Origin of the sequence: Thermotoga sp. SG1, from assembly GCF_002865985.1 — a bacterium.
Classification (GTDB): Bacteria; Thermotogota; Thermotogae; order Thermotogales; family Thermotogaceae; genus Thermotoga.
Map to the genome: position 1 here is coordinate 89,993 of NZ_LNDD01000002.1, position 14,660 is coordinate 104,652.

The window sequence follows — 14,660 nt, forward strand, 5'->3', positions numbered from 1 at the left end:
TTCATTGTTTCCTGAACAGGTTTGCAACAAAGAAAGATACCCTGAACATCCAGATGTTAAACCGGTTCAACTTGTTCTTTCCAGGGCCGTATCCGAAATTTTTCACAGGTCTTAACAACTTGAACCTTCCTGCGTTGTGGACGATGGGAATTATTTCTCCGCTCTCAAGGAAGAATTTTGAGCCTTTCACGAAGAACTTTTCTTTTGCCGTCGATGGAATGAAGTTGTACTTTGAAGGAAGTTCAACGTGAGGACTTTTGTATATCACGTAGTTTATCAAAACGGTGTCTCCACCCCAGACGTTCATGTTTTTCAAGATCATTTTCATCACTTTCGCAAGTTCGAGGAAACCTTCTCTTGGTGCCAGGATCACTCCAACGTTGAAGAATTTCTTCCCATAAAGGAATGACTTGATCTCTTCACCATTTGCAAGATCGTCTTTTTTCACAACGAGGTCTATCGGCGGACTTATCTGTTCCACAACTGCTCGAAACGCTTCTCTGTGCTCCTTGAAAAGATGAGAGATATCGCTCTGAAAGATGACATCACCACCATCACAGAAAAGAACCTGATCGTACTCAGGGTGTCTTTCAAGAAAAAGGGCAAGGTTAAGAAACCTTGTGTTGTTTATGAGACCCTTCTCGACGGCGGGAAAGTCTATCACATCCTCTGGAAGGTCAGACAGTCCATAATTTATGACCAGAACGTCCGTTTCTGTCAGGTCTACGTTTTCTTTTAACGATCTGTACCAGTCGTTCACAAGGAAATCCCGTATCTTTTCATTGCCTGCTGTTGCTATGAGATTCAAGAAAATCCCTCCTGAGTTTCTTTCTAAGATTTGCCATCTCTATCGCCACCATGGCTGCTTCGAAGCCCTTGTTTCCACTTTTTGCTCCCGCTCTGTTGAGTGCCTGTTCCAGAGTATCGGTGGTGAGAACACCGAACACGATCGGAACATCCGAACTCATATTGAACTGTGCCACCGCTTTGCCTATTTCGTTTGCCACCACGTTGAAGTGGTAAGTCTCCCCTCTTATAACAGCGCCAAGAACGATTATAGCATCGTGAATGTTGAGATCCACGAGTTTCTTCAGGGTGTATATCGCTTCCATGCTTCCTGGGATTTTCACAACGGTGATATCCTCCTCCGACACGCCGTGTCTTTTGAGACCGTCCAGTGCTCCTTCCAGAAGTTTTGAGGTGACGAGATCGTTGAAACGGGGAACGATCACGGCGATCTTCAGACCTTCTCCTTTGTAGTCTCCCTGAACGACCTTCATGAATTCACCTCCCTGAGGATCTCTTCGAGTTTGTGTCCGAGTTTTCTCATTTTCGTAGAAAGATAGAACCTGTTGTGGGAAGTCACCCTTCCGTACAGTCTTTTTGTTTCAACAACTTCGATACCGTATCTTTCAAGATCAACAGCCTTTCTCTGATTGTTTGTAAAAAGAAGGACTTTCCTGATGCCAAGGGCTTTCAATATCTGTGCAGCGGGAGCGTAATCCCTTTCATCTTCGGAGAACCCAAGAGCCCTGTTTGCCTCCACCGTGTCCAGTCCCGTATCCTGGAGAGAGTAGGCTGCTATCTTGTTCGAAAGACCGATCCCCCTTCCCTCCTGTCTCAAGTAGATCAGAACACCTCCGTGGTTGGAGATGTATTTGAGAAAGTTCGCAAGTTGTGAACCACAGTCACACCTCAAAGATGAAAGAACATCTCCTGTTACACACTCCGAGTGAATTCGCACCGGAACTACTTCTCCAAAGGGTTCTTTGACGACGGCAAAATGTTCTTTGCGGTCAAGATGATTCTCAAAGGAGACGATCTTAAAGACACCAAAATCCGTTGGAAGGAGGGCTTCTGCTTTCTTCGTTATGAGCTGTTTTTTTCTTATGAATTCCTGCCAGACCTCCTCCATCTCTATAACAGGGAGTGAGAATTTCTCTGCAATACGAAAAACAAAATCCAGATCATGGGAATCTCCTCGATCGTTCAGAATCTCAATTATCACTGCATACCGGTTGTATCCTGCCAGTTGTACGACTTCTAAAGATGCCTCCGTGTGTCCTTGGCGCCGTTGAAATCCCACACCTCCGAGTACTGCGACATGACCCGGGTATCTGAACTCGTGGAAGAACTTTCCTTCTGCTACCTTCCTGCACGTTTCTGCCCTTTCGGATGCGGAAATTCCCGTTCCATTTCCCCAGTCCACTGGCAAGAAGTAGTTGGCCCGGTAGTTGGTGGAAAGTTTTACAAAGCCCCTTCTTAGAAGATCCTCTTCATCGGCTGCTATGCAAAAAAGCCCTTTTCCGTGAGTGACGAAGAAATTTGCAACCTCTTCTGTGATCAGTTGAGCCGGAAAGACAAAATCTGCTTCTTTTTCTCTCTTCCTGTCAACAAGAACGGCGGGTTTACCACTTTCGAAGAATTCTCTCAGACTTTCCACTCTCTACCACTCCCTTCAGATAACGTGCGATGATGTCTATTTCGTAGTTGACAGGATCTCCCGGAATCAGAAACCGAAGATTCGTGTTGTGGAAGGTGTGTGGAATCACCTGGACGCTGAAGGTGTCCAGAGATGTTTCAACAACGGTAAGACTCACTCCGTTCAACGCAATGGAGCCCCTGGGAACCACAGCCCACCTTTCTTCTGGCATGGAAAAGAACATGAAGACACTGCCGCCCCGCCTTTCTGAGCCAACAAACCGTACCACACCGTCCACGTGCCCTGTGACCAGATGACCACTCACTCTGCTTCCAAAAGTCAAAGCCTTCTCTAGGTTGTAGTATCGAGACACAGAAAGGTTCGTCTTCCTTTTTGTCTCTTCTCCCACATCGAACCAGTACTCGTTCTTCGAGACTCCAGAAACGGTCAAACACACTCCGTTCACAGCTATGCTTTCTCCCAGTTCAACCTCCCACGTTCTTTTGAAAAATAATCTTCCTTCCCTGAACACACCTTCTTCTACCCTCTGGACTATTCCCGTGAACATGGTCTCATCTCCAGGAAAAGTTCTGTACTGGTATGTTCTGATCGCACTATTTTGAACCTCGGTGGATCATTCACAAAGGATCTGTAACCAGAAAAAACATCCAGTCCTTCTCCGAATACCTTCGTAGAGTAAAACGCAAAAACTACATCTGCGTATTCGAGAAACTCCCCGAGCACCTCAGAACCTCCCTCCACAAGAACAGAGTCCACACCCTTTTCGTAGAGAACCTTCAGGATACCATCTACAGAACAATCACCCGGCACTTTTTCCACGTGGGCCGGATAGTTTGCTTCTTCGTTTTCTGTGAAAACGATCACTCGAGCGTTGTTTTCAAATACTCTGTAGTTTTCTCCGCTCAGAATTCCTCGGCGATCGAGGATAACCCTTGTGGGATTCCTTCCGCCTTTCAGTCTGCAGGTCAGTCTGGGATCATCTTTCAGAACGGTTCTGGCACCGACAAGAACGGCAGAATACACGTTTCTCATCTCGTGGACTTTGTGTCTCAAGTCCTGTGTAATCCATTTGGAGTTTCCTTCAGCGTCGGCTATCTTTCCATCGAGAGTTGAAGCGTACTTTAAAGCGATGAAAGGCCTGTTTTTTGTTACGTATGTGATGAAGAATTCGCAGAGTTTTTTCACCTCTTCTTCCAGCACTCCTTCGACCACTTCTATTCCGTGTTTTTTGAGTTTTTCTATACCACTTCCTGAAACAGGATTTGGATCTCTCATTCCGATTACTACTTTTTTTATCCCACTTTCGATGATCAAGTCTGTACACGGAGGGGTTTTTCCGTGGTGATCACAGGGTTCAAGGGTGACCACAAGAGTGGATCCTCTCAGGTCTTCTCCTTTCCTTTTTGCGTTTTCTATCGCCACCCGTTCAGCGTGTGGCCCACCGAAATAGGGATGAAACCCTTCCGATATGATCCTTCCCTCTTTCACAACGATGGCACCGACGGGGGGATTGGGGTTCACTCTTCCAAGTCCTTTCTTTGCAAGTTCTATTGCTCTCTTCATGAACCTTTCGTACACGTTTTCACCCCTTTTTTAAAGAGAAAAGGGACCCTCTCGGGTCCCTGATGGTCTACACTCTTCGCTCTCTCCCATCCGGACTTTCACCGTCGGCCCCGGAATTCCACCGGGTCAACCCCCAGAAAGGGGGCTCGCGGGCTTTCACCGCCGGTCGGGAATTCCACCCTGCCCCGAGAGCGATCTTCGAAACTATTCAGTTTCTTTCATTGTATCGGTTTCTCTTTTCTGGAAGATGAATTTATTTTTTCAGATAATGTTTCCTCATCTCCTCGTTTTCTGGAAGAGAAAGGATCTCTTCGATCACCTTTTCTACCTGTTCGTCACTCTTTGTCCTTGGATCCCTGTAGAGAACTTCTTTTATGACCCTTATATCACCCGTGAGAAACGCCTCCAGCGCCATCTCCATTCTCATGATCCTCGGTCTCAAGTAGTACTTCACCACACGCTCTGGAAGTGGTGGGTCGATCTTCTCAGGGTGGATACCGTTTCTGTCCACAACTGCTGGAACTTCAACAACTACATCGTCATCGATACCCTGTATGATACCGTTGTTTGGGATGTTTATCACGAATCTTCCCCTGTTGTCGTTGAGCAGGGCGTCGATGAAAGGAATATGCTGCTCACCGCTCTTTCTTTCGGGATCGAGAATCTTTTCCACTTCAAGGACGAACTGTTTTTCCGAAAGATCCTTTCCAAGAACATTTCCAAGATCTGATAGTCTGGCACCTGGATTTTCCTTGATGAACCTTGCCACCTTTTTGGTGATGTCTGTTACTCTTCCAAGGGTGTCTTGATACCATTTCCAACCTATTTCTGAATCTGCCCCACCCCAGGGTTCTCCGTACCATTTCTTTTTCGTCTCAAGATCTCTATGGTACCTCCAGGAGGCGTTCCTTACAGTGTCTCCTATTGGCATCACACCGTAGAATCTGTACATATCGATCGCGGCGGGAGAGAGTTGATCGTTGAATGGGTTCTCTGGTTTCCAGTCTTTGGACTTTTCTTCGATCCATCTGTCAAGGAGAGGATAGGCATCCTCACCGTTGTATCTGAACCTGTTCAACCATATTCCATGGTTCACACCGGCAACTTGCCAATCTACTTTGTCTTCTTCCAGACCCAGTTTCTCCATGATCTCCATCACACCGTAGTGACCATGACAGAATCCGACGGCCTTTATGGGAACCGTTCTTGTCACAAGGGTTGTCCCTTCAAAGACAGGATTTGCCGCCTGCAGATACCACGCTTTTGGGGAGAGTTTCTCTATTTTTCTTGCGATATCCACGAAGTACTTGAGCTGGTTGTAGTTTGAGAACGTGTAGTAGTCGGAGACCATGTTGAACTCCTGTGCGTCTATTCCTCTGTAGTATCCGTACTTTTCGCTGATCTTTCTGACCTTTTCAAGATAAGTGTGGCCACCCACCATCGCTGTGTTTATCACAAAGTCCGCATCAGCGATGGCTTCGTCTACGTTTGTTGTCTTTTCAAACTTCAGGTCGGCTCCCACTTCCTCGACGTACTTTTTCGCTATGGTCAGAACCGCATCAAGCCTTTCCTCGTCGATGTCCATGAGGGTGACGGTGCTACCAGAAAGACCAGGGGTTTTGCAAAGGTCGCTCACGAGCCTCAATGAGAAAACAGCGCTTCCTGCTCCGATGATACCGATCTTCACAGATGGCATACCAATACCTCCCCATTCTTTTATCTTCTAATTACACTATACAACTTGTACAGGATTTTTTAGAAAATTTATGTACTTCGTCAAGAAAAAACAAAAGCCGGCTTTTGCCGGCTGTTAAGGACCAGAATTTTTTTCACACTCTCTTGTACAATCTGTACCTTCCAACTCTGAGGTCGATCGGCTTTAAGATCCTGAACGATCTTCTTCCAAGGGGCACCTTCACGACTCCTCCATCCACATGGAACTTCTCACCGGTGAAGATGTCGAAAAGAGGAGTTGCGTTCATGATCTTTCCATCCGGAAGGGAGAGAACAACGTTTTTTTCCTCTTCAGGGTTTACCACAACGATCGTGTTTTGAAGAGGGTGTGGTGCTTTTCTCATGAAAGCAAGGGGTTTTTCTTTCAAAAGTATGAACTCGCCAAATCTCAAGCCAGGATCGGTTCTCCTGAACCTGATCATCTTCTTGTAGAACTCAAACAACTCCATATCCCACTTTTCCCTGTTCCATTCCATGGTGGCTCGACACTCCGGATCTTCTCCTCCTGTGAGACCTATCTCTGTTCCGTAATAGACGAGCGGAACACCCGGGTATGTGAACTGAAGCACTATAGCGAGTTTTCTGAGATCTTTGTCTGGGACCGTCGTTGCAAGCCTTGGAGTATCGTGGCTGTCTAGCATGTTCCAACACCCGAAGATGTTCTTTGTTTCTCTGTAGGCCCTTTCGAGTTCTGTCCCTATGGAATCTGTTTCTCCGTTCACATAGCTCAAAACAAGGCTTCTGAAATTGTAGTTCATCAATCCATCGACCATTTCCCATCCTGCAGGGTAAGTCCATATCTCACTGACAAGGTACTTTTCCGAAGAGAACTCCTTTACTTTCATGTTGATCCATAGGTTGACCAGGGGTCCAAGGTCGTGACCACAGTCAAGCCTCCAGCCGTCCACACCCATTTCCAGGTAGTGTTGAACGACCTTCAGTATGTACTCTTTCACCTCTTCAACTTCCACGTTCAGTTCGGGCAAACTTCCCACGTTGAACCACGATCTGTGCTTGTCTCTGTAAAGAAAGAAACGGTTCACGTATTCAGGATCTTTCTTCCTTGCCTTTTTGAACCAGGGATGCTGACTTCCAACGTGGTTGAACACACCATCCAGAATGAGTTTGATGTTCCTGCTGTGAAGAACTTTCAGAAGGTGTACAAAGGCTCGTTTTCCTCCGAACTGTGGATCGATCTTGAAATAATCTATCGTATCGTATTTGTGGTTCGTGTCGGAAAGAAAGATGGGAGTGAGGTAAATTGCGTTAACTCCGAGTTCTTCTAAGTAATCGATCTTCTCTGCTATTCCCCACAGATCTCCTCCGTAGAAGATCTTCACGTGCTGAGCGTTGGGAAGTTTTCGAGGGGGAACTCCCCATCTTTCGATGGTTCCCCCTCGTTTCAGATAAAGATCTTTTTTGTCTTCGACGGTCCTTCCTTTGCCGATGAAAAACCTGTCCGGGAATATCTGGTACACAATACTGTCATATACCCAGCTCGGTATGGGGTACATCATCCTTTCACCGATCCTTTCGTTAGACCACCGACTATGTACTTCTGAAGTGACAGGAACAGGATTACCATGGGTGTCATACCAAGAAGAGCAGCTGCTGTAAAGAGTCCCCACTCTGTTTCATACGCTCCAGTTGAGAACGTCCAGAGACCAAGGGCATAGGTGTAGTTCTTCACGTCCTGGAGGATGATTCTGGCAAGGACGAATTCGTTGAATGTTCCTATGAATGTCAATATCACAACAACAGAGAGAATGGGAAGTGCTAGTGGAACGACTATCTTGTAGAACGTCTGAAAACGCGTAGCACCGTCTATCATGGCGGCTTCTTCCAGAGATGAGGGTATCGTATCGTAGAAACCTTTTATGAGATACATGTTGTACGCTATGTTACCAAGGTAAGCGAATATCAAACCGCCCAGGGAATCGAGTCCCAAAAACGGTAAGAACTGCCCGATGAGTTTCAGAAGTCCGTATATAGCGACCATGTACATGATGGCCGGAAACATTTGTATCAAAAGGAGTGCCATGATTCCGTACTGTCTTCCCCAGAACCTCATTCTACTGAACGGATACGCTGCGAGCGCACAGACAGTTGTTGTAATTATGGAAACAAGTCCTGCAACGACGACAGAATTTGCAACCCATCTGAGGAAGTAATGTCTTGTCTTCTGCTCCCAGATTTGTGCCATCCTGTAAAGGTTCCCATCTATCTTCTTGAAATCTCCCTTGAGCTCCTTCAAAGGCACGATGTCCATAAGGGATCCGGCTTTTCTCGAAGCAACGGCGGTGTTGGTGAGAACTTCCTGGACGAAGTTCATTTTCACCATATCGTAGAGCATCTGAAGATGTTCAGACGAGACGAAAACTCCTCTGTACGAAAGATCGAGAAGGTTTGAATAGCTTTTTTTGAAATCGTAAAGCACTCTCCTGGTATTTTCAAGGATGTTCAAAGCGTTTTTGTAGCCAGTTTCCACTCTTCTGCTGAATTCTCTGTAATCCTCTATCCAGGAAAGTTCCGATACCATTTTTCTTACCGCTTGAATGAAGTTGTCATTTCCGTATTTGGAAATGTAAAGGCTGACGAAATCTTTGCAAGATCTGTACAGGGATAGAAGCTTTATCTGATCTGCGTTGTTGAAAGATTTGATTCCTTCAACGACTCTCTTTTTATCTTCTATCTCATGGAGGAACACCTTGAAATCCACGTACTTGTTTGCTAGAGACAGGTTGCTTTCCTTCTGAGAAACAGTGTTTTCGAGTGTGGCCAGGCTCTTTTTCAAACCTTCCAGTTTGGCATTCAGGAAAGATAGTTCGTTCTGAAGAGCTTTTAATTCCCTTGTTTTTTGAGTGAACACATCAACATTTTCACTCAATTGTTTCAAAACACCATCTACGGTTGGCATTACTTCCTCAAATGACTGGACGAAGTCTTTGTAAAGAGATTTTTTTGTTATGTTTCCATCCTGAAGGAGAAGTTCCTTCATCTCCAAAAATGAGTCTTTCATTTTTGATACCTTGCTGGCAAGATCTTCCATGTCAGAAAAGGTGGATATCTTTTCGTGCAAAATAGACAGTTCAAAAATCGCTTTCTCAATAGAGTCTTTCACAGAGCTATCATCAGGAGTGAAAGTGCTTTTTATTTCGCTTCTACTAACGTTTCGAAGCATTTCTGTAAGATCAGACAGTATCTCGACGGCAAAGTCAATGTCTGGTTTCAAAACATTGAGAATTTTCTGTTTGTCCAGGATTTCTTCTTCGACGATAGTTCTTTGTTTTTCAAGTTCAGAGATTTTTTCCTGCGTTGCTGATATATCTTTGCGAAGTTTTTCGATATTTTCCCTTACTGATCCGATCTCCTTTCGATAGATCAACTCCAGGTCGGAAAAGGCATTTACAAAATCATCCTGTGTATTCACGGGATAGCCAACCAGTCTCTCGAGGTCATCTTTCAAAGCGGAAAATTCCGAACTTTTCAAACTTTTTCCTGCCAGTTTCTCGTGCAAAGAGATCGCAAGTTCATTAGGATTGGGAACGGGTGTTTTTTCTAGTTCTTTCTGTACGGTGCTTTCTATCTTTCTCAAGACCCCTTCTGTATAAGCTTTCACTTCTTCTACTCTTTCTGAGAGGGTTTCTTTTATCTTTGTGTATCTTCTGTAAGAATCCTCCAAAAGTTTATTAGTTTCATTCAGATATCCATCGAACCTGCTGATGCGATCTTCGATGAGTTTTTCTGCTTTTTCTCTTGTCACATCTTTGAATGGTTCAACACGTGAGACAAGACTCTGCATCTCCTGGATCAGAACAGGAAGGTTCTTCTCCGGTGCCACAAGGTCTTTGTAGTGTTGCAGTGTAAGACGGGAAGAAAAGAGTTTTGGAGAAAAGGCTGCTTCATCCCTTCTGAAAGAGGTGGACACCACCCAGACTATCGGGAAGAGAACAACTATTACCAGAACGATCAAAAGAATGTGTGTCAATAGCCTGCTTTTTCTCACCATCATTCACTCACCTCTTCGAATGCCCCAGAGAGTTTGAAGTTTACAAAACTAATTCCACCGACTAAAAAGAATATTATTATAGATATGGCACTTGCGAATCCAAAGTCCTGGCCTCTTCCACCTTCGAACGCCAGTTTGTAGACGTAAGAGATGAGAATATCCGTGTGTCCAACAGGTGTTGTGGCACCCGCCATTGCAGGACCACCACCGGTGAGAAGGTATATGTTCACAAAGTTATTGAAGTTGAAGGCAAAACTTCCAACAAGCAGAGGTGCCACTGTTGTCATCAAAAGAGGGAAGGTGATAGTCCAGAACCTTCTCCATTTTCCGGCACCATCGATTGCTGCTGCTTCATACAACTCTTCTGGTATACTCTGCAGTGCTCCGAGAGAAACAGCCATCATGTAAGGAAAACCAAGCCACGTGTTAACGGTGAGAACCGCAACTTTTGCCCAGAATGGGTCATTGAACCATTTTACAGCTTCTAAACCAAGAAGCGGCAAAACAAACCTGTTCAGTATTCCGTAAGTCTCGTTGAACATACCATTTCTCCAGACCAAAACGGAGATGAACGCTGGAACTGCCCATGGAATTATGAGCAATGTTCTGTAAATGTTTCTTCCACGAAGGGTCCTGTCGTTCAAAACCAATGCCAGGGAAAGACCAATTGCAAACGTAAAAAGAACGCTCAGGGCAGCCCATGTAAATGTCCAGGTGAACACTTTGAAAAACGGCCCGGAAATCTTCGGATCGGTGAATATCCTTGAGAAATTCTTGAAACCAATGTAATCCATGTATCCGGCAACGAAGATTTCTTTTCCATTCTTGTCGTAATCATAGAAAGCACCGTCTTTTTCAATCAGTTTTCTCCCTGTGAGGTTGTTTTTCACCACCAGTTTTGTGACAATCTTTCCGTTTTCAAAAGATTCTTCCAAAGAAAGCGAATAGAGTCTTTTCACCGGATAGAAATACCATTCTCCGCTTTCGCTTATCCTCAGCATTAGCATCTGATCGTTGTACCAAAATTCTGCTCTGTTTAGGTACTTTTGAGCGATGTTCACCTTGAAAAACGGCTCGTTTTTCTTTAAGGAAGGATCATCGGGAGAATAGAGTGGTTTGTAAACCTTCCCATTTGAGGTGATCGCGTCCACATCCTCCAGTGAAGAAAAAGGCCATGGAACAAATTCGTACGCAGCGCTATCCAGCTGAGCAGTTCCTTCTTTTATCGGAAAAAGAGAAGATTCTCTTAAAAGAACCTCCTTCCCGCTCTTTTTAGTTACAACAGGTTTTTTAGCAAGGTACACTTTTCCATCAACTTCAAACAAGATCAAAAAATCTTCCGTTGGTTTCAATCCTTCGTAAACGCTGAAAACCCTGTAAGCAACAGGGTTTACATCTTCTGGTACATAAGTGAAATTCGGGTCGAATAGAATCCTCTCTATCGCTTCCTGCCGTGTCATCAAGTGTCCTGTTCCGTAGTTTGTAAACGCGATCTTCACGGTGAAGTATATTGGATACAACACGAGTACGAAAAGCAAGATGAGGGCTGGAATGGTGTATCTGTAGGGATAGGCTCTGGGGTTGAATACGAAGAAATCTATGAGAACAAGAAGAGTTAAAAGCACAATTCCCAGCTCATAATAAGCGTTTTGAAAAAGAAAAACGCCGGCCCAGGCTATTCCAGCATTGAAGAGTGCAAGAAGCATTATCAAAAAGACTTTTAGAATGCCTCTCACAGCGCTCAGACCTCCCTAGATTTTTAAAAGAGGGGGAATACCCCCTCTCTCTATATTACTTGTGGGTTGATTTATTTTTCGATCTGTGTTCTGATCTTTTCAACAGCTTCTTTCAATGCATCTTCAACGGAAGCCTGGTCGTTTATTATGATGCTCAGAGCATCTCCCATGGCAGACCAAACAGGAGCCATCTCTGGAACGTTGGGCATCGGCACTCCCATGGAAGCACTCTGTGTGAATGCAACAACATCAGGATTGTCTTTTACAAGCTCAAGGACGTCTTTTCTTGCGGGAAGTCTTGGATCTGCAAGGTAAAGTTTGTACATGGTGTCTTTTTTAGCGATGAAGTTCGTGAGAAATTCGATTGCAATCAGTTTGTTCGGAGATTTTGCGTTGATCATGAATCCCTGAACACCGACGAATGGTTTTGTGGGAACGCCCGGTTCGAGTTCTGGTATGGGTGCAACTTCGTAGTTGATACCGGCGTCTTTATAAGACTTTATAGCCCACGGACCGTTGATGATCATGGCAGCAAGACCCTCTTTAAACATGGAGTCCATTGTTCCGTAATTATCGCCTGGTGTGAGAATTCCTTCGTCTATCATTCTCTTTATGAGTTTGGCACCTTTTACAGCTCCTTCATTTGCAAGACCGATGTCTGTTACATCCAAGCCTTCATCTGTCTGTTTGAATACGTATCCACCGTATCCAAGAATGAATGGTGCAGAGAAATAGAAGTTTGCAACATCGTAGATGAAGCCTCTGACTTCTCCGCCGTATTCTTCATCGATCTGTTTTGCAAGATTGATGAGTTCCTCCATGGTTTTCGGTGGTTCAGCAACGTAATCTTTGTTGTAAATGAGAGCAACCGCTTCCATTGCGTACGGAACACCGTAGAGTTTTCCGCCGTAGGAAAAGGCATCTAGAGCCGTTTCATAGAAGTTTTTCAGATCAGCGAAATTCGGAATGGGTTCTATCAAACCGTTGACAGCAAGTTCTCCAACCCAGTCGTGTGCACCGACGATGATATCTGCACCCTGTCCCTGTGGAGCGGCGGTCAGGAACTTGGACTTGATGCTACCAAAATCAACGTATTGAACTTCGACAGGTACCCCATATTTTGCTTTGAACTCTTCTCCGAGTTTCTGAAGGATGTCAACTTGCTTTTCGGAACACCAGATGGTGAGTTTAACCTGCGCTAACATCAAGGCAGACACCAAAACCAGCATCAAAACAAGAACCCTTTTCACTGTGGACACCTCCTTTTGTTAATAAAAGTTTCACTATCACGAAATTCGTACAACGTTCCACCCAGGATTTTAACACCAATTTTTTATTGTGTCAATTTGTGTCAATCCACGATTAATAAAAACTACCTCGTGAAATTGTCAATATATCGAGTTTTTGATCATAATACCCAGAATTTTGTTAACTCTCTTGACATGATGTGAATTCAGGGTTAATATAAACAGTCGAGGAGGTGTTAATTTATTGATGCTGTAATGTTTTGCCAAAAAGGAGGAACATTTATGAAAAAATTCCTTCTTATAGTGTGCTTAATTCTCTTCATCTTCGTTTCCTCCTGTACTCGAACAATTGAACAACAATCCCAGCCATTGATTTTCTTCTTTTCCAACTCTTCTAATCCTAAATATCCAGTAATTTATGAAATATTCATAAGGTCTTTCTATGACAGCGATGGTGACGGCATAGGGGATTTCGAAGGAGTAACGCAAAAGATCGATTACCTTAAAGGACTGGGAATAGATGCTGTCTGGTTCATGCCTTTCAATGAGTCTGTCTCATATCATGGTTACGACGTTGTTGATTACTACGATGTAGAAGATGATTATGGAACAATGGAAGACTTTGAAAATATGGTTCAAGAACTTCATAGAAACGGCATCAAAGTTATTATGGACCTTGTAATCAATCACACCTCCGATCAACATCCCTGGTTCAAAGACGCCGTAGAGAATACAACGAGCTCATCGTACTGGAACTACTACATCATGAGCCTTGAAGACCACTCCGGCCAGGATCATTGGCACTGGAAGGTGAATTCAAGAGGGCAAAAGGTATGGTATTTTGGGTTGTTTGGTCATACGATGCCAGATTTGAACCACGATAATCCAAAAGTGAGAGAAGAAGTGAAAAATATAGTTGATTTTTGGTTAGGAAAAGGAGTAGACGGTTTCAGAATAGATGCCGCGAAGCACATATATGGATGGTCTTGGGACGACGGAATTGAGTCATCGGCAAACTATTTCTATTGGTTCAAAGATTACGTTCTTTCTAGAAAGTCCGATGCCGTAATTGTGGGTGAAGTACTTAGTGGGAGCACATACGACCTTTCGATCTATCCCATCCCTGTTTTTAACTTTGCTCTTATGTATGGTATAAGAAGCAACATCGAAGGAATCGATGGGCTTTTGGAAAACAACTGGGTTGAAAATTCATTCCCTTTTCTAGAAAACCACGATTTAAATCGGTTCTTCTCACACGTCCAGGATGTATATAACATGTTTGATACATCCTATTACGAATCTGTAAAAAAGCGCGTAGCCCTGTGGTATTTCCTAATTTTCACAGTAAAAGGTCCTCCTGTGATTTACTACGGAGGAGAGATAGGAACAAGGGGGTTCAAGTGGTACGGTCCCGTCTACGATGAGCCATTAAGAGAACCCATGCAATGGTATTCAAGTGGAAGTGGAGAAGGGCAAACTTTCTGGACCAAAGAGGTGTATCAAAAGGAAAATGTAACATTTGGAGACGCAAACGTTGACGGATGCATATACGATGATCCATTTGATGGTTTTTCTGTTGAAGAACAGGAAAAAGATTCACAAAGCCTTTTGAATTTCTTCAAATTCATGTTGAATTTCAGAAAAAAGCACAACGCCATTTTGAATGGAGATCAGAAAATCTTCAGAGACTGGAAAAACCTAATAGCTTTCTATCGGATTTCCAGTGATGAAGAATTACTTGTGGTTTTGAATCCTGATCCAACATGGCAAAATACTTTCACTTTCGAAAAGGATATGGTCATGATCCTTGAGGTGGATTTTAAGAGTTTCACTTGGAATGAAAATAAAAGATCTTTCTCAGCCGGAGAAACATTCACGGTTTCTCCAATGAAGGCATACATATTCATCAAAGAGTGAGGAGGTGCGAA

The 14,660-nt window shown here is 44.1% G+C and carries 11 protein-coding genes and 1 riboswitch; of the genes, 1 reads left to right on the plus strand and 10 read right to left on the minus strand.

Annotated features, from left to right (window positions below; translation table 11 throughout):
- Position 1: 1 nt before the first annotated feature.
- The 10 genes from AS006_RS02595 to malE all read right to left on the minus strand — a co-directional run bounded on the left by AS006_RS02595 (position 2) and on the right by malE (position 12,735).
- Positions 2 to 808, minus strand: coding sequence for a hypothetical protein (locus AS006_RS02595; RefSeq protein ID WP_199167306.1), 807 nt, complete (start codon positions 806 to 808; stop codon positions 2 to 4).
- On the minus strand, positions 780 to 1,280 hold the full coding sequence (gene ribH, locus AS006_RS02600) for a 6,7-dimethyl-8-ribityllumazine synthase (RefSeq protein WP_101512822.1): 501 nt from the start codon (positions 1,278 to 1,280) through the stop codon (positions 780 to 782). The genes AS006_RS02595 and ribH overlap by 29 nt, the downstream gene beginning before the upstream one ends.
- Entirely contained in the window at positions 1,277 to 2,443 is a 1,167-nt protein-coding gene (locus tag AS006_RS02605) for a bifunctional 3,4-dihydroxy-2-butanone-4-phosphate synthase/GTP cyclohydrolase II (protein ID WP_101512823.1), read from the minus strand. The genes ribH and AS006_RS02605 overlap by 4 nt, the downstream gene beginning before the upstream one ends.
- Positions 2,409 to 2,990 carry a riboflavin synthase gene (locus tag AS006_RS02610; protein WP_101512824.1) on the minus strand — a complete coding sequence of 194 codons (582 nt, stop codon included), beginning with the start codon at positions 2,988 to 2,990 and terminating at the stop codon, positions 2,409 to 2,411. The genes AS006_RS02605 and AS006_RS02610 overlap by 35 nt, the downstream gene beginning before the upstream one ends.
- Positions 2,975 to 4,021 (minus strand): bifunctional diaminohydroxyphosphoribosylaminopyrimidine deaminase/5-amino-6-(5-phosphoribosylamino)uracil reductase RibD, encoded by a 1,047-nt coding sequence (ribD, locus tag AS006_RS02615; protein ID WP_101512825.1) that lies wholly within the window; start codon positions 4,019 to 4,021, stop codon positions 2,975 to 2,977. Before ribD ends, AS006_RS02610 begins: the two co-directional genes overlap by 16 nt.
- A gap of 59 nt (positions 4,022 to 4,080) precedes the next feature.
- A riboswitch (FMN riboswitch) is annotated at positions 4,081 to 4,203 on the minus strand.
- A 56-nt stretch (positions 4,204 to 4,259) separates the two neighbouring features.
- Positions 4,260 to 5,702, minus strand: coding sequence for an alpha-glucosidase AglA (gene aglA / locus AS006_RS02620; protein WP_101512826.1), 1,443 nt, complete (start codon positions 5,700 to 5,702; stop codon positions 4,260 to 4,262).
- 133 nt (positions 5,703 to 5,835) lie between these two features.
- On the minus strand, positions 5,836 to 7,257 hold the full coding sequence (aglB, locus tag AS006_RS02625; protein ID WP_101512827.1) for a cyclomaltodextrinase: 1,422 nt from the start codon (positions 7,255 to 7,257) through the stop codon (positions 5,836 to 5,838).
- Positions 7,254 to 9,752, minus strand: coding sequence for a sugar ABC transporter permease (locus AS006_RS02630; RefSeq protein WP_101512828.1), 2,499 nt, complete (start codon positions 9,750 to 9,752; stop codon positions 7,254 to 7,256). Before AS006_RS02630 ends, aglB begins: the two co-directional genes overlap by 4 nt.
- Positions 9,749 to 11,485 carry an ABC transporter permease subunit gene (locus AS006_RS02635; RefSeq protein ID WP_101512829.1) on the minus strand — a complete coding sequence of 579 codons (1,737 nt, stop codon included), beginning with the start codon at positions 11,483 to 11,485 and terminating at the stop codon, positions 9,749 to 9,751. Before AS006_RS02635 ends, AS006_RS02630 begins: the two co-directional genes overlap by 4 nt.
- 71 nt (positions 11,486 to 11,556) lie before the next feature.
- Positions 11,557 to 12,735, minus strand: coding sequence for a maltose/maltodextrin ABC transporter substrate-binding protein MalE (malE, locus tag AS006_RS02640; protein WP_101512830.1), 1,179 nt, complete (start codon positions 12,733 to 12,735; stop codon positions 11,557 to 11,559).
- A gap of 279 nt (positions 12,736 to 13,014) precedes the next feature.
- On the opposite strand from malE, the gene AS006_RS02645 reads away from it, so the two are divergent.
- Complete coding sequence (locus AS006_RS02645; protein WP_101512831.1) at positions 13,015 to 14,649, plus strand: alpha-amylase family glycosyl hydrolase; 1,635 nt, start codon at positions 13,015 to 13,017, stop codon at positions 14,647 to 14,649.
- The last annotated feature ends 11 nt before the right edge of the window (positions 14,650 to 14,660 follow it).

Coding starts and splice junctions, on each gene's coding strand:
- ribH (WP_101512822.1), bottom strand. CDS start 1,280: ATGAAGGTCGTTCAGGGAGACTACAAAGGAGAAGGTCTGAAGATCGCC.
- AS006_RS02610 (WP_101512824.1), bottom strand. CDS start 2,990: ATGTTCACGGGAATAGTCCAGAGGGTAGAAGAAGGTGTGTTCAGGGAA.
- aglA (WP_101512826.1), bottom strand. CDS start 5,702: ATGCCATCTGTGAAGATCGGTATCATCGGAGCAGGAAGCGCTGTTTTC.
- aglB (WP_101512827.1), bottom strand. CDS start 7,257: ATGATGTACCCCATACCGAGCTGGGTATATGACAGTATTGTGTACCAG.
- AS006_RS02630 (WP_101512828.1), bottom strand. CDS start 9,752: ATGATGGTGAGAAAAAGCAGGCTATTGACACACATTCTTTTGATCGTT.
- AS006_RS02645 (WP_101512831.1), top strand. CDS start 13,015: ATGAAAAAATTCCTTCTTATAGTGTGCTTAATTCTCTTCATCTTCGTT.